22 protein-coding genes are annotated in these 21,737 nt (G+C 49.6%); 4 read left to right on the top strand and 18 right to left on the bottom strand.

The features are described 5' to 3' along the window. Window positions 1–98: 98 nt before the first annotated feature. From ASF12_RS21535 to ASF12_RS36195, 10 genes are all read right to left on the bottom strand, one after another. Entirely contained in the window at window positions 99–794 is a 696-nt protein-coding gene (locus ASF12_RS21535) for a hypothetical protein (RefSeq protein ID WP_056039312.1), read from the bottom strand. Beyond that, window positions 785–2,077: a hypothetical protein gene (locus ASF12_RS21530; protein WP_056039310.1), complete on the bottom strand. Its 1,293-nt coding sequence runs from the start codon at window positions 2,075–2,077 to the stop codon at window positions 785–787. Before ASF12_RS21530 ends, ASF12_RS21535 begins: the two co-directional genes overlap by 10 nt. Window positions 2,078–2,131: 54 nt before the next feature. Then, window positions 2,132–4,015, bottom strand: coding sequence for a PP2C family protein-serine/threonine phosphatase (locus ASF12_RS21525; protein ID WP_063892624.1), 1,884 nt, complete (start codon window positions 4,013–4,015; stop codon window positions 2,132–2,134). Between the two features lie 33 nt (window positions 4,016–4,048). Next, complete coding sequence (locus ASF12_RS21520; RefSeq protein WP_155973392.1) at window positions 4,049–4,909, bottom strand: protein phosphatase 2C domain-containing protein; 861 nt, start codon at window positions 4,907–4,909, stop codon at window positions 4,049–4,051. A 13-nt stretch (window positions 4,910–4,922) separates the two neighbouring features. After that, window positions 4,923–5,450, bottom strand: a complete 528-nt coding sequence (locus tag ASF12_RS21515) for an FHA domain-containing protein (protein ID WP_046228588.1) — start codon at window positions 5,448–5,450, stop codon at window positions 4,923–4,925. Window positions 5,451–5,563: 113 nt separating this feature from the next. After that, the gene (locus ASF12_RS21510; protein ID WP_056039307.1) at window positions 5,564–6,136 is read right to left on the bottom strand and encodes an FHA domain-containing protein; all 573 of its coding nucleotides are present in this window, start codon (window positions 6,134–6,136) and stop codon (window positions 5,564–5,566) included. 39 nt (window positions 6,137–6,175) lie between these two features. After that, window positions 6,176–6,643, bottom strand: a complete 468-nt coding sequence (locus ASF12_RS21505; protein WP_056039305.1) for a J domain-containing protein — start codon at window positions 6,641–6,643, stop codon at window positions 6,176–6,178. Between the two features lie 135 nt (window positions 6,644–6,778). After that, on the bottom strand, window positions 6,779–7,204 hold the full coding sequence (locus ASF12_RS21500) for a hypothetical protein (protein WP_056039302.1): 426 nt from the start codon (window positions 7,202–7,204) through the stop codon (window positions 6,779–6,781). Window positions 7,205–7,335: 131 nt separating this feature from the next. Beyond that, the gene (locus tag ASF12_RS21495) at window positions 7,336–9,504 is read right to left on the bottom strand and encodes a hypothetical protein (protein ID WP_056039300.1); all 2,169 of its coding nucleotides are present in this window, start codon (window positions 9,502–9,504) and stop codon (window positions 7,336–7,338) included. Beyond that, window positions 9,491–9,613, bottom strand: a complete 123-nt coding sequence (locus ASF12_RS36195) for a hypothetical protein (RefSeq protein WP_268795457.1) — start codon at window positions 9,611–9,613, stop codon at window positions 9,491–9,493. Before ASF12_RS36195 ends, ASF12_RS21495 begins: the two co-directional genes overlap by 14 nt. 358 nt (window positions 9,614–9,971) lie before the next feature. Here ASF12_RS36195 and ASF12_RS21490 point away from each other — a divergent pair, with 358 nt between their 5' ends. Continuing rightward, entirely contained in the window at window positions 9,972–12,014 is a 2,043-nt protein-coding gene (locus ASF12_RS21490; protein WP_056039297.1) for a vWA domain-containing protein, read from the top strand. A gap of 155 nt (window positions 12,015–12,169) precedes the next feature. On the opposite strand, the gene ASF12_RS21485 is transcribed toward ASF12_RS21490, so the two are convergent. Both ASF12_RS21485 and ASF12_RS21480 read right to left on the bottom strand, forming a co-directional pair. After that, the gene (locus tag ASF12_RS21485; RefSeq protein WP_056039295.1) at window positions 12,170–13,084 is read right to left on the bottom strand and encodes a serine/threonine protein kinase; all 915 of its coding nucleotides are present in this window, start codon (window positions 13,082–13,084) and stop codon (window positions 12,170–12,172) included. A gap of 197 nt (window positions 13,085–13,281) precedes the next feature. Then, the gene (locus tag ASF12_RS21480) at window positions 13,282–13,644 is read right to left on the bottom strand and encodes a HesB/IscA family protein (protein ID WP_056039292.1); all 363 of its coding nucleotides are present in this window, start codon (window positions 13,642–13,644) and stop codon (window positions 13,282–13,284) included. 432 nt (window positions 13,645–14,076) lie between these two features. Here ASF12_RS21480 and mqnE point away from each other — a divergent pair, with 432 nt between their 5' ends. Together mqnE and ASF12_RS21470 are read left to right on the top strand one after the other, a co-directional pair. After that, complete coding sequence (gene mqnE, locus ASF12_RS21475; protein ID WP_056039289.1) at window positions 14,077–15,180, top strand: aminofutalosine synthase MqnE; 1,104 nt, start codon at window positions 14,077–14,079, stop codon at window positions 15,178–15,180. A 125-nt stretch (window positions 15,181–15,305) separates the two neighbouring features. Beyond that, complete coding sequence (locus ASF12_RS21470) at window positions 15,306–16,373, top strand: NAD(P)/FAD-dependent oxidoreductase (RefSeq protein WP_056039286.1); 1,068 nt, start codon at window positions 15,306–15,308, stop codon at window positions 16,371–16,373. Here ASF12_RS21470 and ASF12_RS21465 read toward each other — a convergent pair. Beyond that, window positions 16,370–16,642, bottom strand: a complete 273-nt coding sequence (locus tag ASF12_RS21465) for a YuzB family protein (protein WP_056039283.1) — start codon at window positions 16,640–16,642, stop codon at window positions 16,370–16,372. The genes ASF12_RS21470 and ASF12_RS21465 overlap by 4 nt on opposite strands. A gap of 85 nt (window positions 16,643–16,727) precedes the next feature. Here ASF12_RS21465 and ASF12_RS21460 point away from each other — a divergent pair, with 85 nt between their 5' ends. Continuing rightward, entirely contained in the window at window positions 16,728–16,973 is a 246-nt protein-coding gene (locus tag ASF12_RS21460; RefSeq protein WP_046228577.1) for a NifU family protein, read from the top strand. Window positions 16,974–17,096: 123 nt separating this feature from the next. Here ASF12_RS21460 and ASF12_RS21455 read toward each other — a convergent pair whose 3' ends face one another. The 5 genes from ASF12_RS21455 to ASF12_RS21435 all read right to left on the bottom strand — a co-directional run bounded on the left by ASF12_RS21455 (window position 17,097) and on the right by ASF12_RS21435 (window position 21,700). Further along, entirely contained in the window at window positions 17,097–17,870 is a 774-nt protein-coding gene (locus ASF12_RS21455; protein WP_155973390.1) for an SDR family oxidoreductase, read from the bottom strand. Window positions 17,871–17,906: 36 nt separating this feature from the next. Next, on the bottom strand, window positions 17,907–18,614 hold the full coding sequence (locus ASF12_RS21450) for a Cthe_2314 family HEPN domain-containing protein (protein WP_056039277.1): 708 nt from the start codon (window positions 18,612–18,614) through the stop codon (window positions 17,907–17,909). Window positions 18,615–18,639: 25 nt separating this feature from the next. Next, the gene (locus ASF12_RS21445; RefSeq protein WP_056039274.1) at window positions 18,640–19,566 is read right to left on the bottom strand and encodes a COX15/CtaA family protein; all 927 of its coding nucleotides are present in this window, start codon (window positions 19,564–19,566) and stop codon (window positions 18,640–18,642) included. 167 nt (window positions 19,567–19,733) lie between these two features. Next, window positions 19,734–20,084, bottom strand: coding sequence for a thioredoxin family protein (locus tag ASF12_RS21440; RefSeq protein WP_056039271.1), 351 nt, complete (start codon window positions 20,082–20,084; stop codon window positions 19,734–19,736). A 17-nt stretch (window positions 20,085–20,101) separates the two neighbouring features. Beyond that, a complete protein-coding gene (locus tag ASF12_RS21435; protein WP_056039269.1) occupies window positions 20,102–21,700 on the bottom strand; it encodes a copper amine oxidase N-terminal domain-containing protein in 1,599 nt (532 codons plus the stop codon). Between the last annotated feature and the right edge of the window lie 37 nt (window positions 21,701–21,737).

The following is a 21,737-nucleotide window of genomic DNA, read 5'->3' as shown; positions in this document are numbered from 1 at the left end:
GCTTCGTCCTGGGGCCGTGCTCCTGCGTTATTTTCAGCACCGGGCTTCGTTAATTTATAGGTATAGCTGCGCATAATGACAGCCCTCCTCCTTCGTCTCTAATAGAGCGCAATGCGGTCGATTTGCATCGTCTCTTCCACATCAAGCAGGCCAAAATGATATTCCCAATAAATTTCGGTCACAAACCGTACAGGCAGAAATAGCCGCCGCACCAGCTCAATTCGCGCCTCGACTGCCTCCGTCCGCTTCTGCCCGACGTAAAACACCAGCTCGTCCTTCTCCTCGCAATTCACATATATCGTCGAGCGCTTGAACAGCTTGCGCATCGTATCCTTCAATAGATAAACCGCCTCGCCTGTCTCATAAAGCCGCAGCAGATTGGCCGCAATAACCTCCCGCTCGTCGCGGGTGAACAGCGTCAGCCCATGCTTCACCTCGTCGCCGAACAGGCCGTCCTCAATATCCCGCAAAATAAACCGGATATAATATTCCCTCAGGTTCATCCCCTGCGATAAATCCACATCGGCGAGAAAGTGCATCATAATATCGAACAGCGCCACTCTCAGCTCTGCGCATTCCTCGTAATCCAAATCAAACATGCCGTCAAAAATATCGGTAAAACGGTAATCCGCATTAACCTCAATGTCCCGATCCACAAGCGTCGCATTCAGATCGGGCAAGCTCAGCTCCATATAAGGCGAATACACTTTGGCCGGCGTAAAATAAAGCCCTTTCCGCGCAAGCCCCTTCTGCTCGGTTTTGATGACTAAATCCCATACGTAGTTCAAGCCCATTCTCCTTCACAGCTGTATTCCGGAAAATGCATTTGAATTTCAGATACCATAAAACTCATCACATCATTCAGCACAAAATCAGCTCCAGCCTGCGTCGCCCCGCGCCCCCGAAAGGTCAGCTTCAGCCGCTTCTTGCCCGATTCCGAGCGAATATTATCGCTGATGAAAGGATTCATCCCATACGTCTGCCCGCTGCGGCCGAGCGGCTTGCCATCTACCTCGGCGCTTGCCAGCTCCAGTGCATCCGCGGCCTCGAAGGAATGCACGAGACGCATCAGCTCGCTGACTGCGCGCACCGCCACCGACTGCTGGCGGGCATATTTTCCAATAAAGCCTTCACGCTTGCGGTTGGAGAACAGTGGATAATCAAGCTTGCCAACCTGCGACATAATAGGCTGGGTCAGCTTCCAGACACTCCATACGCCGGATGCCTCCTTCGGGCTGACGACCGTCAAATCCTCGGCGGAGCGCTTGATGTAGCGGACATCCTGCTCATCGGCGTCTACCAGGTAGCCGTGACCCGCTCCAGTCTTGTGCAAGGACAGCACATGCTCGTAATTGATGCGGTCCGCAGCCGGAACCGGAAAGCCGCTGTTGCGAATTTCCAGACGCTCAATGTTCCATAGCGGCACAATATCCGGTTTTTTAAAGCGCTCATACTGCTCCAGATCGACGCTAATTTCTACAATCTCCTCGTCTTCCTCCGGAATGCGGTCGCTTCCGGTCAGCACGAGATCAATAAACTTATAGGCGTAAGGATGATTTAGTGTCTTCCACGCTATGCCATTTTTTTGAAAAACATCATACAGCCGCTCGATCTCGCCCGTATAGGTCTGGCTCCGCTCCACGCGGGCGCTTATTGCATAGCTCCCCCGATTCGTTTCCATCTTCCCTTGAAAAATACGGCGCCGTGCCAGCAGCTCATTCAGCTCGGGATAGCTGCATTCCATAAACACCGTCAGCAGCTTGCACTCCTGCTTGCGGCTCAGGCCTGCAACAATGTCATGCAGCGGAATTTCCGGCTGCTTGGCGTCGCCTGGCAGCATCGGATACAAAAAATCATGGATCGGATCGATATCCTCCCGCGCGCAGACGGTGACGAAAATATCATTTTTGTCGTCACCCGCTCCCAGCTCTCCGAAGATGCGCTGCTCCAGCTCGCGGTTCATCTTCTCCTGATAATCGACGACCCCGTTGAACATGCTGGTCATGAGCTGCTTTAATATTTTTCGCTGCTCCAAATCCTCCATCCGGCTAAGCCGATCCTGTATGATATCCTTCATTCCGTTCTCCCTCCCTGCTGGCTGCTGTGCTTTGCTTTGGCTTAGCTATTGCAGCTAGCCCGTTGTATTCGCCTGCTCCGTTGCTTCCAGATCTGACGGCACCGAAGTAGGCGTTGGCGTTGCCGCCGGGGTAGTTGCCACCGTACCGCCGCTCGTTCCCGCTCCGCTTCCGGCTGACGAACCCGCATCGGCAGTGCTATTCGCGGTGCCGCCTGCACCGCTAGCATCTGCGCCGCTGCCGCTTGCTCCGCTATTGTTGCCCGCGCTGCTGCTCGCATTGCCGCTGCCCGAGCTGCTTCCGCCAGCGTCACTATTCGCTTCGCTGCCGCTTCCCGTTCCGGCACTGCCCGCTCCGCTGCCGCTTCCCGTGCCGGCATCGCCGCCCGCTGCCGGGCTTGGCACCGGGTTCAGCTTATCCTCCGCCTTGCCGATGCTGCGCTCCAGCTTGAGCACCGGCTCCAGCACCGCGATTTCCTGATAAATCGCCTGTGCCTGCGTATAAGCGTCAATCGCCGCCTCATAATTGCCAGCGGCAAAGCTGCGGTCGCCGCGCTTCTCCAAATTCTCGGCCTTCAGCAGCTTCTGCTCCTTCACAAGCTCGGCAATTTTCGCCTCGGCTTCATCCAGCTTCGTCTTAATTTCCTTCTCGCCTTCGACAAACCCCACATTAAGCGCAGCCTTGCGCGCCTGCTTGTAGAGCAGCACCGCTGCCGAATAATCCTGCCCCTCGGCCTTCAAATCCGCCTCCTGCACAATCGCGGCGATGCGGACATATTCATCGATCTGGCTTATTTTCTGATCCAGCTCCTGCTGGTCATAGAGCCCGTCGTTTTTCGTCTCTTCCTTCGCCTTCTTGTATTGCGTCAGCGCCTTCTCGTAGTCGCCGTCCTTCAGAAACCCGTCTCCGGCGACGATGAGATCGACCTTCTTGTATTTCACGCCATACAAGGCGATATGTACTTTATCCTTAAGCTTCTTCGCTTCAGCGCGGGCTTCGCTGTACGATTTCAGCGCCTGCGCATAATTGCGCTCCTCGACGTAGGTGTCGCCCGTCTGTTCATATTCCAGCATATTGGCAAGACTTTCCGCCATCCGCGCCGCAGTCCGGCTTTTATAATAAATAGCGAAGCCGGCCGCAATGATGACCGGAATCATCACCAGCGCAATCCGCTTCACCCATTTGCTCCATTTTTTCTTGTCTTCCTTGTACACTTTATCTACGTAGACAGCGGCCGCCGTATAATTGCCAATGACTGGCTGCTGCTTGCTGAGCAGCACTTCCTCAAGCGTATCGACGAGCGCGGTCGGGTCCTCGGTATCCTCCAGCGAATCCAGCATTTCAGGAACGTCCACGCTTTCCCACATGCCCGGCGTAACGAGCAGCAGCACATCGCCGTCATTTAGCGCCGTTTTTTTCGAAATAAACGGCTCTAAGCCTTCCGGCTTGCCGACGTATTGCAGCAAATTGTGGCGCTCCTCGTGACGATCCACCTTATAGGCGGAAATGCTTTCGCGATCGGCCATCGCCTGTGCTAAAGACAAATCCTTGCTTTGCCCAATCAGTCTACCACCGCGAAAATGGTACAACCGCGCGTTACCCGCTACCGCCCATACGATGCGGGTATAATCCGTAACGACCATAATTAAGCTCACCTTCAGCCGTACGCGCCGGCTTTCGAGGCGAAGCCAATCCTGCGCTTCCTGCAAATAAGACTCCAGCTTGCGCTTTGACATTGTCGGCCTATGCGTGAAGTTTTCAAGCAGGCATTGCACTGCCATTTCGGCGCTGCGCACCTCGACATCGTTATCGCAGCCATCCGCGACAATCCAGCAGGCTCTGTCATCCAGCTCGACGTAAGCAAAATAATCCCGATTTTCCATAAACGTCCCTGCCTCCGACAGGAAATCCGTTTTGAAGCTGCTGTTTTCCTTTCTCATCTGTACCTCCGCATCCTTGTCGCTTGCCGCCGATCACCAGACCTCCAGCACAATGACGGTGGCATTATCCTGATTGACCAAACGTTTTTTCTCGATCGCTTCAATCATGTATTCGGCTGCTTCATGGGGGCCCTGGCTTTTTTTCAGCGCCTCCTCCATTTCCACCTCCGACAAGGTATTGTATAGACCGTCGCTGCACAGCAGCACTTTATCGCCCTGCCGCAGCTCGAAAGGCTTCTCGCCGATTTCCATCTCCTGATAGCCCTCATAGCCTAAATAGTTAATGAGCTGCTTGCGCTGAGGATTCGCCAGTGCTTCCTCCTTGGAAATCTCGCCGGACAAATAACGTTCCTCCAGCAGCGTTGCATACGTATGCTTCTGGTTAACCGGGATGAAATCGCCATTTCGGTAGATGAGCAAAATGCTGTCGCCCACTGCGCCCCAATACAGCTTCAGGCCGCGCATTACCGCAACGACCAGAGTCGTCCCGCCGCTTGCACCGCCCAGCTGCCGCAAAATTTCACTATTGGCAAGCCCCGCTGCCTTGGAAATAAAAGGGGCGATCTCCTTCTCAGCGGAGACATTCATAAATTGCCGCATAAAAGTTGTGACCGCCACCGTACTTGCCATCCGGCCGTTGGAAAGGCCGCTTATCCCATCGGCCAGCACCGCTACAACCCCTTGCGGCGTCTCGGCACTGGCAAAATAATCATCCTGTTCATTTCTTGCGCCAATCGTCTGGCCGTTGCCAATTGGCAGCTCCTGTACGGAATGCGCGGGCTCTGCTTCCGCCGGGCTGTTTACAAGCAGGCGCCGCCGAATGAGCAGCAGCGCTGCTATAACAGCCAGAAAAGCCAGCAATATAATGACCGGAGGAATATCCATCAGCCTCATCATAATCATCGGCTTAACCTGAACTGTCTTCCCATTCAAAATGGGCGCCGCACAGCGGAATGAAAATAAATTTGCTATGGCCAAGCTGGATGACATCGTAGGAGGTCAGCTCGACAGGGGAATAAACCGCTTCATTGTTGTGGTAGGCAAGACCGGAAGCATCGCCTGGAAGCAAATAAAAATTGCGTTTTTTCGGGTCGTAGACGATAACGGCATGATTGCGGCGGGAGACGGTGTTATCCCCAATAATGCGAATATGCATCTCTTCCGAGCGGCCGATAAAATTTTTCTCCGCCATAATGCGGTAATCTTGGCCAAGCTGCGGACCTTCAATGCAGACAAGCCAGCCCGTTACCGGATGAATTCCCTTCGTTTCGCCCAAATAAGGCATCGTCTTATCATCCGTCTCCGGCTGCTGGGCCGCCTTGCGATCGCCGCCCTTGGCTGCCGCAGGCTCGACGCTAATACTGCAATAAGGGCATAAATTGCCATGCTTTCTGGTGCTGAACATGTGGCCGTTCGGGCATCTTGTCAAACTCATCTAAGCTCTTCCCCCGTCTATTTAATCGTAAACGCACGCCGCTGCCGCTGCTTCCACAGCTGCTTGCACGCGCGTCTCGCGGTATGTTCTTCGTTATGTACAGCTGCCTTTCGTTATTTAACGAGCAGCCTCGTATTCGCAATGACAATCAGATCGCCGCTATCTATGCGGTATGATTGCTCATTGTCAATTCTCGTAATGACGCTATTGTTGTACTTGCGCAATCCCACACCGTTCGTCGAATCCAAATCCTCCAAATACCAAATGCCTTTAGAGTGGTTCAGCACCGCATGCTGCAGGCTGATAATCGACGCATATTCGGCGTCAGAGAGGTCTACATCCACATCGCTGCGGCTTGAGCTTTTGCCGATTAATAGCGAGGTTTCTCCATCTATGTACCATTCCTTCAAACGCTCGCCCTCCTCGTCTATCATGACGAGCCGGGTAATCACTGCTGCCTTGCTTGCACTTTTCCATTGCGGCCTCCATTTGAAAGCCAGCCAAACAACAATTAAAACTCCTGCAATTACGCCGGTTGCCCCTTGCAGCATTTTGTCTTCATTGATGAAGAAGGCATAATATAAAGCTTCAATAGCCAGAATGGCGATAATGATATCCAGGGCTATAATGCCTGCCGATCTGCCGCTCGGGTTACGACCTGAAACAGCCGTCGCCTTCACCGTCATTCCTCCGTTCTCCCGCTTCCTTGAACACTTGGCACCGCTTTATTTTTTGCCGAAAAAGCGATTGAATAAATCCGTCGTATCCAGCGGATTGCTTGGTTTGCCGCCAGGCTTCTCCGTCATGCCTTCCTTGCCCTGCGGCTTAAAGCCGAAAAACTGCTCGAATTGCTTCGACAGCGGTGTTCCATCGCCGCCCACGCCTGCCATACCTGCCATGCCTGCTGCTCCGCCAGCCGATTTCCTTCCAGCATTCGTGCCCATGCCCGCAGCATTGCCTTTCGCTCCGCCTGCATGCCCTCTGCCGGAAAGCGACTCATCGTAGCTGCTCCGTTTATCCGGATCACCCAGTGTTTCGTAGGCTTTCTGAATTTCTTTGAATTTGCGCTCCGCATCCAAGCTGCCGCCATTCGTATCAGGATGATAGCGCTTGGCGAGCTTGCGATAAGCCTGCTTGATCGCTGCTGCGTCTGCCTCTTTCGGGACGCCTAAAACGTCATAATAGTTGTTCATTCGGCTCCCTCATCACTTTTCAAAATATGGGAAATACCCCTTTAATCAAATTCAAGAGGCATATATGCCTCTTGAATTTGCTAGCCTGCTCTATAGGAAACGGGTCCCGCGAGCGGGCACTGCCGAATTCAGGCCTTATAGCGGGTAACCGCCGTCGATAGCTGTAAATTCGGTTTTGTCTTTCTTTTGCTTGATGTACAGTTCGAAAGTGCCGACACCTTCTGTGTCGCCAAATCTTTCTGTGTAATCAACAACGAATGCGTTCGGGAAGTGGATTTTGCGAACCACTTGGTCAGCAGAAATAACTTCCAGTGTTACTTTACGGTAGCTGTCTGCTTTTTCAGCAGGAACAAGCGACCAGTTAGCAAGTTTGAGCGTGTCGTCAAAAGCGTCGCCGTCTGTTGCTGTAATGATTTTGCCGCTGATGCGAAGCGTTGCGCCTACATCAGTGGAGCGTGCATTGGAATCATCCGGTGTATCTGTGTCATACTTTACGGTTTGGATGTTGTCCAAGCCCAGCTCGATTTTTTCTGCGCCTTCAATCGTCAACTTAAATCCCATATTAAAATTCCTCCTTGAAATGGTGTACCCGCAGGTGCTAGCGCCTGACGAGTTCTATATATGTTGAAAGGGGAGCGCCCGAAGGCGTTCTCCTTTAACACCCGATTGGGGACTTGCTTTAAGCGGAATCGTTACGCCTTAACTGGCGTTGTTCCTTTTGTAATCATCACTTCAAGGTTCTTCACATTGCCGTTGAACACAAGATCAATGTGGCAAAGATTGCTCTTCTCATCAATGATGAAGCTCATATCATCGCCATCGTGAATAATCGAGTTCGTATAGCCGCGCGAACCAAGCCATTTGCTTTTTTGGCTGCTTGGATTGTTGCTGAAGAACTTCACGATATTTTCATGCTTGAAGTCGCCCGTCTGGAAGCGGAGAATACGCTCAACATAAGTACTGACAAGCGTCTTATAGATGGAGTCGAATCCGTCCTCCGAGGTGGCAAGGCTTCTCGCTTTGTATACCGTAATGCGTCTGATGTCCTTCGCTTGCAGCTGCGCGTTCTCCGAGGAGAAAATAAAGCCGAAGTTTTTGCGATTAATCGCATCCTTGATGTTGTTGGTGAAGCCGGAAATTTCCTTCGCCATCGTCGTCGGAACGCGAAGCGCATTGTCGCCTGCTTCAATGTCGAAGCGGACGCCTGGATATTCGCGGCTGACCGTTTTGTATTGGTCGCGCAAATATTCTGGACACTGATAAGCGGAAACAAGGCCGGCGGCAACATAAGCTGCGCCTACATAAACGCCCTCAATCCACAGGCGCAAAATGTCTTCCTTCTCCTGCGACAGTTGGACGCCATATTCGGTTTGCAGCATGCGGCTGTCAATGACAACGCCTGACTTGTCCTTCGGAATAATGGTGAAGTTCGGTACGGTAGGAATAGCGAATTCGCTGTAGGATTTGCGGGTCAGCACGCTGCATTTGTCCAAATACTTGTCGATGCCCGCAGTGGCAATGTTGCTGAAGGTCGTCTCTTCGCCTGTCTCAAAGCTGAAAAAGACTTGAATTTTATATTCACCCAACACTTGAAGCAAGGAAGATAACGACTCCATGCTGTTGCCGTCCTGCTTCACTACTTGCTCGTTGCCTTTGAAGCGCTCACGCGATACTTTTACTTTTCCGGCTGTTTCCAGCTCGACGGAAGGCACGATGCCGAACCAAATCGTATCGGAAAAATCATTTTTCGCATTCACGGTGTTCAGGTATGTTTCCAGCCTTGTAATGCTGCTGCTTTTCACCGTCATGTCGAGCTTATTGTTTGTAATAAGCAGGGACGGCGCCATACCTTTGTTTTTGCTTGTGTATTGGTCGAAAAACATTTTCACGCCCAAAATTTTCTCCACAAGCGGCTTAACCGTTTTGACGAAATCATCCTTCGCCGTTTTGTAAAATTCCAGGTACGTGTTGTAGTTTCTCACTTCTGTCGCTGTATCCACTTCTGCTTGAACAGCTGGCAGCGGCGAGAACGTACGCACAACCAAATCCTTTACATAGGCCGACGGCGAATCCGTCACCGAACCGTAATCATCCGCGAACACTTCGGAGAGTGCGCTGCCGCTGCTCTCATCAAGCAGCATCAGCTCCTGGCTGTCGCTTTTCGGTGCTTCAATGATTTTCAGCTCGCCGCTTTCGCCGATCGTAAGCAAACCGATTTGCACCGCTTCGCTTGCATTTTCTTCCTGCGAGCCGCCAAGGAGCAGCCGCGTCTTAATATCCTCGATTGCAAGTGGAAGCATCGCCATAACATTGTTATAGTTCTTGCTTGCTTCCTCGAAGAGCACATTGAGCTTGTCGCCCATATCCAGCTGCTTCGGATCGCCATCGTCGAGCTTCTCGTACTGGCTGTACAAGTAATGGATTTCCTTACGCACTTGGCGAATATCGTCCATTACCTTCTTCGGGGAAATCATGTCGAGCAAATGCTCGAATTTGAAATCTACGTTGGAGATGCCTTGGCTGCGCTTCGCATCAATGAGCGTAAACAGCATTTTCAGAAAATCGTTGTGCTGGTCGATCTTGATTTCTGAAATTTGATCCTCGGCAAGCCCCTCCGGCTTCTTCAAGGAATAAACGACCTTCTGGTTCGCTGCGTTGAAAAAGGAATAGACGCTAGGCGAAAACTTGTCCAGAAACTCATCGAAGCTGCGAACGAGCAGGTTCGTATTCAGTTCCTTTACCTTGTCGTCGCTTAGGCTATCAATGCCTTTCACGTCGCCTACCAGCGTTATCAAGTCCAGTTTTTCGGGATTAATTTCCTCAAAAAGAATAGTTCGGTTCGTCTGATTAATAATGTCCATTAGGCATGGCGCATAATTTTAGGCTGAAACAAGCGTAAACAGCTAAACCGTCCACTGGCGGCAAAGCTATTTCTAGCAAAATCAGCAATGATTCTACCTTTTTCAGCAAAAATAGCGCCCCTCCTTCCTGCAATAGGCTCGGTCTTCATACAAATTATTACAAAGTTAGACTTTACACCAATAATACTAAACACTCCAATCCTTGTTTGTCAATAAATACAATTTAGGACTTTTAGACTTATTTACAATAATAAATAGAACTAAAGTCTCTATTTTTCGAAATCTATTACTAATTTTTAGATGGATTCCGATAACATTCTTAGGGTAATGCCCAAACAATGTAAATCACTTCGTTTTTCCCATAAGCCGCCCGCCCTATAAGCGCCTCCGCGCCGCCCTGTTCTTCCATATTCGATCAATTATTCAACCCATAAATAACTAGAAAGAAAGGGATTATACATACAATTATGATAAAAAAACCATTTATACGTTCTTTGTTATTTTTATGCATAGGCAGCTTATTGCTAAGTCTCTCTGTTTCCCACCCACCTTCCGCCGCCGCGGAAGCTGCTCCACCTGCCAACCAATTTGATGCGATGTTTGTTCTTGATACAAGCTACTCGATGACGGAAACCGATCCTGGCAATACGTCTGCGGAAGTTATCCATATGCTGATGGATATGAGCGAGGCCGAGCGTACGCGCATCGGATACGTCGCCTACAACCATTCGATTGTGGACAGCCAGCCGCTGACGGATATGTCGGTCAAGGAGAAGCGCACCCGATTGAAGGGCTCGATCGAGTCGCTGAAGCGCAAAGGTTATACCGATATTGGACTTGGCCTGCTCAAGGGCACGAATATGCTCGCTGAGCAGCGCAAGGAAGACAGCCAAGCCTATGTTGTGCTTTTGTCAGACGGAGCCACAGATCTCGGCATCTACTCCAGCAACCGCACGGTGCAGGATTCAGGGGAGGATGTAACCGCAGCAATCAATCTTGCGAAAAAAAATGGCTTCCCGATTTATACGATTGGGCTTAATCATGACGGCACGGTCAATAAAGCGGAGCTTGCCCGCATTGCGAAAGAAACGGGCGGCAAATCGTTTATGACGAGCAGCGCCGAGGATTTGCCGGAAATTTTCAATCAAATTTATGCTGATCAGGTGCAGTCGATTTTGCTCCCCGTTGCCGCTCTAACAGCGAAAGGCAGCTTGCAGGAAGTTCCGGTCACGATAGCGAACGGGAGCATGAGCGAGGCCAACATTATTCTCATTTCGGAGAAACCGATCAATGAGACGCAGCTCTTTTATCAATCGAGCAACATTCGGATGTACAATTCCAGCAAATATACGATTTTGAAAATTACGTCGCCGCTCAAAGGTACCTTTAACTTGAAATTCCGCGGCGTCTCGGGCGACTTGGTTAAAATTTATGTTTTGGCCAACTATGAGCTGAATGGTGAGGCAAAGCTGTCTTCTGATAAAGATATTGTGAAGGGCCAGCCTACACCGTTCGAAACACAGCTATTCCATCCAGACGGCTCGCCGCTGGCAGATGCTGATTTTTATGCAACGGTCAAAGCGGTGCTTACGATTACTAACAAAGATACGAAAAAATCAGAGGAAATTCCGATGACTTTGACAGAGGATAAGCTGGAGGCTGGCTATAGCTTCCCGATCTCGGGCAATTACAGCTGGCGCGTGCGAATGGAAGGACCGGATTTTTACCGCGTTATGCCGGGCGGTCCGCTAACCGTTACTAATTTGCCTCCTGTAGAAGCAGGCGATGGCCGCATCAAGCTCAGCAAGGAAGATGGCGGCTCTGACATTGCGCTAAGCACATTGTTCACGGATCCGAACAATGATCCCTTAACCTTCAAGCTTGCGTCTACTGCTGCTTCTAACCGCTATGATGCTTCTATTACAGCCGATGGCATTTTGCAGCTGGAGCCGCTCAAAACCGGAACGTCCGACTTGGTTATAGAAGCGGCAGATACGGAAGGCGGAACGCTGACGCGGACGATTAAAGTAGAAGTAACGTCCGTCTGGACGCTGTACCTTCAAATTGCAGTTAGTGTGCTGATACTCGCGATTATTGGAACGGTGCTTTATTTCGTCTTGCGTCCGAAGCCGCCTTTTGCCGGCAGACTGGAAGGCTTCTTCCTGAACACCGCGAGCGGCAATGAAATTCCGGTGACGTATTGGCCGCTGACTTCATTCCCGCAGCATTCCATTACGCTGCAGCAGCTGTTCCATTCGCTTGATATTAATGAGCCGCTGCCTGAAGCAGCAGCAATTACCTTTTATGCAGGGAAAAAAGGAACGTTGTTCGTGAAGCATACGTCACGCTGCACACTCGTACGCGGCAAAACCGCGCTGCGCAAAGACCGCAAAGAGCCGCTGCAATATGGCGACAAGCTGTATATTACGTTCGAGGACGGCATTACGGAGATTGAGCTGCGCTACAAGCCGATTAAGGCGAATACGAATATTTTTACAAGGCCGGATTGAGCTAGAGAATGAAGCTTTATCATTTAACTTTTATAATGAAGCTTATATAACAAGGTCCAAATGAAAAAGCGCCTAAGACAATTCGTTGTCATAGACGCTTTTTCATGCTGCTGCTTTGCTATTTATAATAGAAGAAACGATGCTTTTTTTGCCCGCTAAAGCTGCCTGTCCCGCTTCTTGCCAGCTGTTAACAGGCTTTCCCAGCGGAGTGCCATGGCGAACCAGCCGAGAGAGCGGCATCTTTTTTCCGGCGACATCGCAAGTCCCCAGTGGATCAGCTTATCGAAGGGAGCGCTAATGCGGCGATGGTTATACGATCTTACCGCAGCAAGATTATCCTCGAACAGGCGCTGCCTGACATCCAGCGGCGCTTTCCCTGCAAAAATATAATAAAGCGTAGCCGCTAAACTATATATATCGGATACCGGCTCCTGCCGCGACGTTTCCGAATAAAACTCCAATGGCGAATAGCCGCTTGAAGTAAAAATAAGCTGCTTTCCAGGATGCCCATAAGGAATCGCCGAGCCAAAATCAATCAGCTTCACCCCGCCACCTTCGTCAATCATAATATTGCCCGGCTTTACATCGCGGTGAATGATGCCCTGATCATGCACATATTTCAGCGCGCCTACTACTCCGCCAGCAATCGACAGCAGCTCTGGCTGCGCATGGGTGACGTCCTCCTGCTGCAAATAATGCTCCAGCGTGAGGCCGCGGCAATACTCCGTAACTAAATACGCCGTGCCATTTGCTTCTATATAATCCGTGTAGCCTACTATTTGCGGATGGCTCAGCTTCTTCAAAATAATCGCTTCCTGCGCAAAGACGCAAAGCAGCTCGCGAAATTTCTCGGCAAAGGCCGGGCCGCAGCCTACCGTTATATGATCCGCCTTTCGCCTCGCCAGCTGCTGGGGGAAAAACTCTTTAATGAGCTTCAGCTCGCCCGTCTCCGTCTGCCGCGCTTTATAGACAATGGAAAGCTCGCTTTGATGAATGGCCTGCTTCACCTGATAAACGTCGCCAATTCGCGTATTGCGAATTAACGCTTCCGTCGTTTTTTCCTGCTCCATAACCTCGTCCCCATCTTACAAAAGTTTTATTTCGCCTCTTATATATGTTATCGGCTGCGCATACAGTTATTGTCACAAGGAGAAGGAAATTTTCTATAAAAAAGAGCAGCCGATTAGCTGCTCCCTGTTTATCGCCTATAAGATGGCTTACTTCATTATTAATGAAGCTTTATTTCATTCATGATTTAAAAAATGGTTTAGCACTCGCCAGCTTCAGCAGGCTTGCCCGCGTCGGTCGCTGTGCGGAAGCTGCTTCCACAGCCGCATGTAGCGCTCGCATTCGGATTTTCGATCGTAAACCCTCCGCCCATAGCAGATTCCTTCCAATCGATCTCCAGGCCGTTCAGATAGCGCAGGCTGCTTTGGTCAACGACGACTCTCAGACCCGTCATATCCATTTCCTGATCGTCCGCGGACTGTTCATCATCAAAACCCATGCTGTAGGAAAAGCCGCTGCAGCCGCCTTCCTTCACACCGATGCGCAGGAACATTTCCGGAGTTCCCTCCGATTCCAGCATTTCTTTTATTTTATCAGTTGCCGATTCACTGATTGTAATCATCATTCATTACCTCCCTGCAAAATACGATTCTAATGCATGCTTATACGTCTAGTATACTCCTCTTCACGAAACAGCTCAAGAGTCCTTTGCCCGCTTTCATATATGGCAAAGCTATGACTTAATAGTTGCCGCTGCAACAATAGAGGTTTATAATAATGTCATCTCAAGCGTAAACGACTGATGCTATACTTAACCAGTAAAGCTTCGTTGCGCGTAGAAATATAAGCCTGACATAAACGAATCACTTATACCAGTCTTATATTTTTAACAAAATCGGATCAGCAAGTTATTTTTTTCACAATTAGCCCAATCAGTACCGACAGTGATGTCCTTATCTGAGGTTGACCCGATTGTGGCTGACGATCGCATTCGCCGGCCTTTATGTCTTTTTAATAGCAATACCACTTGGAAAAAATGAAGGAGGATGCCGATATGTTTATCGCGGTACCTACAGAACAGAAGCGCATGCAGGAAATTATTGACAAAGTTCGAAATGGGCAACGGCTGACGCTGGAGGATGGCGTATTTCTCTATGAGTCAGACGATTTGCTGACGATTGGCCAACTCGCGAACGAAGCGAATTTGCGCAAAAATGGCAATAAGGTTTATTTTATTGAAAATATGAGCCTTTATTTCACGAATGTATGTGAAGCGCATTGCGCATTTTGCAACTTCCGCAAAGATGAAGGCGAGCCTGGCTCCTACACGCTGACTGGGGAGCAAATGATTGAATACGTCGAGCAGCATATTCACCCGGGCGTACGCGAATTCCACATTGTTGGCGGTCATAACCAGCATGTGCCTTTTCAATATTATGTCGATTCTCTAAAAGCTTTGCATAAGCAATATCCAGATGTCACGCTGAAAGCTTATACAGCGGCGGAAATTGATTTTTTCTCGCGGATTAGCGGCTTGACGTATAAAGAAGTGCTGCAGGAACTGATGAATGCAGGGTTGAAATCCCTGACAGGCGGCGGTGCCGAAATTTTGTCTGACCAATACCGCAAAAAAATGCGCGTAACGAAAGCCGACGTGTCGCAGTATCTTGATGTTCACCGCACGGCGCACAACCTAGGGTTAAAAACACATACAACGATGCTGTACGGCTCCATTGAGAGCAAAGAGGACCGCGTAAGGCATATGATTCAAATCCGCGAGCTGCAGGATGAAACAAATGGCTTCTTGGTATTCATTCCTTTGTCCATGCAGCCGATAAATCCTAAAGCGGGCATTAGACGCCGCAACTCCGCTTTCGAGGATTTAAAGACGATCGCGATTAGCCGTCTCATGCTCGATAACTTCCAGCATATCAAAGCTTATTTTATAAATATTGGCACACAGCTGACGCAAGTCGCACTGACGATGGGCGCTTCCGATGCTCACGGTACAATTGTGAAGGAGCGCATTAGCCACGCCGCAGGCGCACTTACGCCAGAAGGCATTACTCGTGAGGATTTGATTTGGCTGATTAAAGGTGCAGGACGCGTTCCGGTTGAACGCGATACCTTCTACAACGAAGTTAAGGTTTATGAGTAATCATCTGACCAATCACATATATTAAGGCGTGTATGCATAGCGCAGGACTGGCTTCCGGTTTACATGCACACCCTTGCAGCATCCATGACTGATCAGATTAATAATAATGCGGGGTTGAGGCGTAAATGAGAAAATTAGTTATTTTAGGAGGCGGCTACGGCGGCCTCGCCATTGTTGAAGAACTGATCGAGAAGCATATTCCACTGGATGTGTCTATCGTTCTTATTGACCGCATGCCGTTCCAAGGCCTGAAGACAGAATATTATGCTCTAGCTGCCGGTACCGTGTCCGACCTTGAGCTGCGCGTCAAGTTCCCGGTGGACTCGCGAGTCAGTACCGTATATGGCGAAGTTGACAATCTTGATCTTGAAAATAAGCTGGTTTATCTGGAGCAGCAAGACCCGATCTCCTACGATTGGCTCGTCATTGGTCTTGGCTGTACGGACAAATACCATGGCATTGAAGGAGCAGAGACGTTCTCTACGAGCATTCAGACGTTTTCTGCGGCACGCAAAACATATCAACAGCTTAATGACGTCAAGCCTTACGGACAGGTGTCAATCGTAGGCGGCGGGCTCAGCGGCGTTGAAGTAGCTGCCGAGCTGCGCGAGAGCCGTCCCGATTTGAACATTCGCATTATTGACCGCGGCGCAGGCGTCATGTCCGCTTTCCCAGGCAAGCTGCAATTGTTCGTCGCGGAATGGTTTAAAGGCCATGAAGTGGAAATGCTCGGCAATGTGTCCCTTTCCAAGCTTGAGCAGGGCGTCCTGCACGACCACAATTCCAGCAAGCCGCTGCTGAGCGATGTAACAGTATGGACAGCAGGCATTCAGCCGGTGCCGATCGTACAGCGCCTGGATTTGCCGAAGGATAATCAAGGAAGGCTGATTATCGATGAGCATCATCAGCTCCCTTCCCACAGCGGCGTATTCATTGTCGGAGATTGTGCTGCACTGCCCTTCTCCCCAAGCGGACAGGCGGCTGGCGCGCAAGGCAAACAAATTGCTGAAGTCATGCAGGCCATTTGGCATGACAAAACGCCCCGGCTTGGCAAAATCAAGCTCAAGGGCGTTCTCGGTTCGCTCGGCAAAAAGAGCGGCTTCGGCATTATGGGCGGCACACCGCTTATGGGCCGTGTACCACGCCTCGTAAAAAGCGGCATTTTATGGCGGTCCAAGCGGCACTTCGGTTAAAGATCGTCCAGCAGCTTGTCTAGTGCGTCACGATCGGTCTCTTGGCGAATAATAGCTTCATGAATTTTGCCATATAATTCATCAATGGTATCGGCGGCGACAATTTCCCCCTCGACGAGGGCAAACGGCTTTAAGTAGCATTCGCCGCAGTTGCCGAGACAGCCATATTCTGTAATTTCGTAGAGATCTTCTTGCTCAAATTTCTGCATAATGTCCACGGTTCCATGGTGGGCATTGCTTGTACAATATTCAATCATTGTCTTAAACATAAGCTTTACACCTTACCTTGCTGTAGGTATCCATTTTCAATTGCACGACTTTGTACTATAATAAGACAGAAAGGAGATGATTGCAATGAGTGAACAAGCACAAAGCACAATGTACGATGAAGTATTGGACGTACTGGATAAATTGCGTCCGTTCCTGCAGCGCGATGGAGGAGACGTTGAGCTCGTAGACGTTGAGGACGGCATCATTAAGCTTCGCCTGATGGGTGCATGCGGCAGCTGCCCAAGCTCCACCATCACGCTGAAAGCTGGTATTGAGCGCGCACTGCTTGAAGAGGTTGAGGGCGTAGTCGAAGTCGTTCAAGTATTCTAAGCGTACACTAAAGCAAAGCTATAGCGAAAGCCCGGTGTCCTCAGAGGACAACCGGGCTTTCGTTCTTTGCATGTACTATTCATGTTCTATTCAGCTGCGGGCAAGCACTTGCATCTATTTTATTCACAGTCCTTTAATATTAGGTCGAATCGGATCAAATCCGCCCGTCACATTAATAATATTCCCCGTTAAAAAATCCGACCGCCGTTCGCATAGAAAGGTGATCACCCGTGCAACATCTTCCCCTGTTCCGGGTCTGCCAAGCGGCGATTCCTCATCCTCATGGCCTTCTACCTCTGCAATCGTCCGTTCCTTGTTCGCTCCGCGAATGTCGCCAGGCCCAATCATATTGACGGTAATGCCATAGGCAGCTTCTTCAACGGCAAGGGATTTTGTAAAGGAGACGAGTCCGGTTTTGGCTGCCGCATATACTGCTCGGTGGGGCCATGACCGCGCTTCACCCGCATGTCCGAACCCGAAATGAATAATCCTTCCCCAGCCACGGCTGCGCATGCCTGAAAGCAGCTTATGATCGAGCAGCATAACGCTGAGCAAATTGCTGTTAAGCATGTCCGATATGGCGGCAATATCATAGTCGGCAAACAGCCGCCGCTCCCTAACAAACGGTCCCGCATTGTTGACCAAAATATCAATGCCGCCTCTCCAGCTTGCCGCTTCATCGGCCAGCTTCGTCGCGCCTTCCGGCGTTGAAAGATCCGCCTGCACAATGGTAGCGCTTACGCCGAGTTGTTCGATCTCTTTTTTCGTTTGCTGGGCTTCCTGTTCGCTCTTAAAATAATTAATGACGATATGACTTCCCTGCTGCGCAAGCTGCAATGCGGTTCTTTTGCCAAGCCCTTTGGCGCTTCCTGTGACAAGCGCCGTTTTCCCGTTCAACTCCAATTATGCTTCCTCCTTGCGATTACGAATCGACTATCTTTTTCGTATATAACCGCAAGCGTACTGGAACGTAAGATATAATGTGTCGGTCACCATTGCTACTCCAGCCGCCAGGTCCTGTGACTGCGCCATGATGTTTTCAAGCTTTACTTCGAGTCCATAGCCTTTATGGCTTTGAACAAGATCATCGAGCATTTCAGAATTCATATAATGGATTTCGGCATTGCGCCGTTTCCTCAGGCGGGCCATTGGCTCCTGCGTTAAGCCTTTGACCTCATCAAGTCCACCTGTCAGCGTCCGATGGACACCGCGATCCCGCATATTCCGCAGCACCGTAAAATAGGAAAAATGCGGTTTAATCCGCTCTGTCTTCATGGCGAGCAAATCGTTGAGCAAAATGCCTATTTTATCGAGCAAAGCAAATACGCGAATGAAAGCATTTTTGTCAAAATAAACATAACGCTGATACATAAGGTACTCATCAGATTGCATTTGGCTGACTGAGCTGGATTTGATTTTCTGCTTGAAGCGAATGGTTGCATAATGGCTTTGCTCCAGCTCATTCAAGGAAGAAATCAAACCGCGCGTCCATATCTCATACGTCCGAAGCTTATGATCCACATCCTTGCCCGCCTCTACCTTGCCCTGAAGCTGCGATATAAACTGCTCCATTAAACGCACCGTCTCACCGTGTCGTCCCTCTAATGCCCGCTCTGGCTCGTCAAACAGAAATCGCAACATCGTGTGCCTCCGTCCCTTCCCCTGGCTATCTAGCGCCTTCCCGCAGCCTCCAAGAACGCACCAACATATCCATTATAACGCCGAATAGTGCACTAACAATGAGATTATGCAATAAATTTGTAAAAACAAACCAGTTTGAATTTGTAATCGTCAATGTGAGCAGAGCCCCGCTTAACACTTGCGTCAGCACGAGAATGAGCGCAAGCTTAGCCATTGGTGCAAGTCCCTTATTTGCTCCGCTTTTCCTGCGAATGTGCACGAATACGCCAGCAATTGCAAGAGACAATATAACTGCACCTATCCGATGGATGAATACGATCGTCTCGGCACCTTCAAAATCAGGAATGACTTTCCCGTTGCAAAGCGGCCAGTCCAGACAGCCGCCACCGGAATCCGTATGACGAATATAAGCGCCTAAATAAATAACTACGTAAATGTATACCGCTAGCCCCAAGAGCCGTGGAAAAAACGATCTTGGCACAGAAAACTCCACTGCTTGTCCATCACGATTGCGATATGCCCAAAAGACGAGCAGCAGCGTCGAGGCGAATGCCATAAGCGATATGCCAAAATGAATGGCCATTACCCACGGCGATTGCGGCCATTTGACAGCAGCAGCGCCCATCAAAGCTTGCAGGATGGTGAAAAACAAGGAGCTGCTTGCGAAAACGAGCGGCTGCTTGAAGGCGATTTTGTCGCGTTTAAACAAAAGAAACGATGCAATAAACATGCCCACGACCAAAATTCCTTCAATACCCGTTGTAAGCCTGTGCGTGTATTCGATAAGCGATTCTAATGTATAAGCAGGTATAAATTTCCCATGGCATAAGGGCCAGTCATCTCCACAGCCTCTGCCAGCCTCCATGTTCGTCACCAGTGCACCGTTCAGCAGTATGATAAGCATGCCTACAGATGTTGCAACTGAAAATTTGCGAAAACGGCTTGAAACCATTCGTACAATCACCTTTTTTCGTTTGAATTACCACTCATTATAGCCATAAAATATGCCAAAAGCCATGTTGAAAATGTGACACTTGTCCATCAAAGCTCTAATTATGATGCTTCTGTGACCATAAAAAAATCCGTGCGACGGCGCCGCACGGACTTTGCAAATTGTGCTTATTGGTTTTCCGCCAAAGCATCGCTTACTTGCAAGGCGCGATCGACAAACTGTTCGATCTCCTCACGCGACTTCCGAAGCTTATTGACGAACCGCACAACTTCCTGGCCTTTGCGAAAAGCAAGGAAGCTTGGAATGCCGAGAATGTTCAGCTCGGAGGAAAGATCCGGCAAATCATCGCGGTCGATTTCATAAAAAACAGCTTTGCCCGCATATTGCTGCTCAAGCTCCGGCATAAACGGCTCAATGTAATGGCAGTCTTTGCACCACGTTGTTTTGAATACGATAACCGTCAGTTCATCAGCCTGTACAGCTTCCCGAAAGGAAGCATCAGTCGTTATTTTAATCATTTGTTCCTTCCTCCTTCTTATCCTACTTCACGTTCAATGACTAAATATTTCTCTGTGTCATAATAAGATTCCCATTTCAAAGATGCGCCAAGCGACTTCGCAAGGTTGCGGGCAGAAACATAAACCGTACCTCTTACCGTAGTTGCCGGATAAGACCATTTCACCGACTTGCCATTCACAATGGCGGTATCGCTGCCATTTTTCACTGTAATCGTCGTATCAGTCGCCTTGTCAAATAGCGTCAGCTGCTTCGTCTTCTTGTTGTAAGAAATCGTAGCTCCAAGCTGCTCCGCCACATCGCGCAAAGGCACAAGCGTAATATTCGTAGGGGTTATGATCGGCGGATTGCCATAATCCTGTGTATATAATGTAGCCGTCTGGACACCTACATGGAACGTATTTTTGAGCAGATCATAAGCATAGGAGCTTTTTTCAAACCATTGCAGCGTTTCATAGCCGTTCAGGTCGTACATATCATCCAAATTAATGGCATTGTCGCTCACGACTGGAGCTTCCGCCTTCACCGCTTCGTTGACATTCCATTTTTGGCTTTCGGAGCGAATGACGATGCTCATTTGCGTCTCAGGCTCGGTATCGCCAAGCGTAATGGTTGCCTCGACTACTTGCTTGCGAATGTCCAGCTTGCTGTCCACATAAACATCTGTCTTGAGCGATGTATTCTTGTTGAAGAAAGATTCCAGGAAATAGCCGTCCTCCTCTTCCTCCAACGCTTGCAGCTCCTCCTGCAAGTATGCAAGCTCTTCTGCAAGGCTGTCTGCCATTTCTTTAATCGTATCCTCTTGTGTAGGGCCATCAAGCACAACCGGTTGGTCAAAAGGATTTACTTCTCCGATCGCTTCCCATACTTCTGGATGACTGGAAAGCACTTCAACGAAGCCTTTAACCATATTGTCCAGTCCCGCACGATCGTTTACGAGAACATCGACATATTTTTTAATCCAAGTCCAAATAGCCGGACCATCCAGCTCCGTATGAACTTTCATCAAGGATACCGATTGGCCATTAATCGATTCCTGCACCGCATTTACAGAAATTTGATCGGGATTAGGCAAATTATTAATAAAATAGCCGCTTATGGCATCGATCACTTCTTTGCCCAGCTCTACGAGCGAAGCGTCTGCCGGACCACCCGTTACGGACTGTCCAATCGCGCCGGAAACGCCCATTAACGAAGGCAAGCCGGCTTCACTCATATCCAGAGCAAAGGGCTGCTTCGCCCCTTCAATTTCTACGACCGCCGTTGTATCGGACATTTTGAGTGAAAAGCCAATGGAAATCGTGTCAGCCAGCAGAAGCTTACCGCTGTAAGATACATGTGTGTCGTCCTGTACCTTGATGTTTGTAAGCTCAAGCTTTGCGCTGTTGATCAATTTCATAATCGCCAATTCATCTTCGTCCATGTATTCAAGGTCTTCCTCGCTCAAATTCAATTGCAGAGACAACGTCTGCTCGCCCTCATAAGAAGTAACCTTAAGCGAGTTCGTAATCGCCTTATTTAGATCGACACCGCTAATAGCCTGACAGCCTGCGACAAACACAAGCACCAATGCCAGCAGCAGGGCGCCCCCTTTTTTTATGCTCCCCAGCTTTTTCAATGTACGTGACCCCTCTCGCCAAAAAAATAAAAATGAA

The sequence above is a fragment of the Paenibacillus sp. Leaf72 genome (assembly GCF_001422685.1).
Classification (GTDB): Bacteria; Bacillota; Bacilli; order Paenibacillales; family Paenibacillaceae; genus Pristimantibacillus.
The sequence above is the reverse complement of the archived record's forward strand: the minus strand, read 5'-3'. Positions and strand labels throughout refer to the sequence as shown.

Coding starts and splice junctions, on each gene's coding strand:
- ASF12_RS21535 (WP_056039312.1), bottom strand. CDS start 794: ATGGGCTTGAACTACGTATGGGATTTAGTCATCAAAACCGAGCAGAAG.
- ASF12_RS21530 (WP_056039310.1), bottom strand. CDS start 2,077: ATGAAGGATATCATACAGGATCGGCTTAGCCGGATGGAGGATTTGGAG.
- ASF12_RS21525 (WP_063892624.1), bottom strand. CDS start 4,015: ATGAGAAAGGAAAACAGCAGCTTCAAAACGGATTTCCTGTCGGAGGCA.
- ASF12_RS21520 (WP_155973392.1), bottom strand. CDS start 4,909: ATGAGGCTGATGGATATTCCTCCGGTCATTATATTGCTGGCTTTTCTG.
- ASF12_RS21515 (WP_046228588.1), bottom strand. CDS start 5,450: ATGAGTTTGACAAGATGCCCGAACGGCCACATGTTCAGCACCAGAAAG.
- ASF12_RS21510 (WP_056039307.1), bottom strand. CDS start 6,136: ATGACGGTGAAGGCGACGGCTGTTTCAGGTCGTAACCCGAGCGGCAGA.
- ASF12_RS21505 (WP_056039305.1), bottom strand. CDS start 6,643: ATGAACAACTATTATGACGTTTTAGGCGTCCCGAAAGAGGCAGACGCA.
- ASF12_RS21500 (WP_056039302.1), bottom strand. CDS start 7,204: ATGGGATTTAAGTTGACGATTGAAGGCGCAGAAAAAATCGAGCTGGGC.
- ASF12_RS21495 (WP_056039300.1), bottom strand. CDS start 9,504: ATGGACATTATTAATCAGACGAACCGAACTATTCTTTTTGAGGAAATT.
- ASF12_RS21490 (WP_056039297.1), top strand. CDS start 9,972: ATGATAAAAAAACCATTTATACGTTCTTTGTTATTTTTATGCATAGGC.
- ASF12_RS21485 (WP_056039295.1), bottom strand. CDS start 13,084: ATGGAGCAGGAAAAAACGACGGAAGCGTTAATTCGCAATACGCGAATT.
- ASF12_RS21480 (WP_056039292.1), bottom strand. CDS start 13,644: ATGATTACAATCAGTGAATCGGCAACTGATAAAATAAAAGAAATGCTG.
- mqnE (WP_056039289.1), top strand. CDS start 14,077: ATGTTTATCGCGGTACCTACAGAACAGAAGCGCATGCAGGAAATTATT.
- ASF12_RS21470 (WP_056039286.1), top strand. CDS start 15,306: ATGAGAAAATTAGTTATTTTAGGAGGCGGCTACGGCGGCCTCGCCATT.
- ASF12_RS21465 (WP_056039283.1), bottom strand. CDS start 16,642: ATGTTTAAGACAATGATTGAATATTGTACAAGCAATGCCCACCATGGA.
- ASF12_RS21460 (WP_046228577.1), top strand. CDS start 16,728: ATGAGTGAACAAGCACAAAGCACAATGTACGATGAAGTATTGGACGTA.
- ASF12_RS21450 (WP_056039277.1), bottom strand. CDS start 18,614: ATGTTGCGATTTCTGTTTGACGAGCCAGAGCGGGCATTAGAGGGACGA.
- ASF12_RS21445 (WP_056039274.1), bottom strand. CDS start 19,566: ATGGTTTCAAGCCGTTTTCGCAAATTTTCAGTTGCAACATCTGTAGGC.
- ASF12_RS21440 (WP_056039271.1), bottom strand. CDS start 20,084: ATGATTAAAATAACGACTGATGCTTCCTTTCGGGAAGCTGTACAGGCT.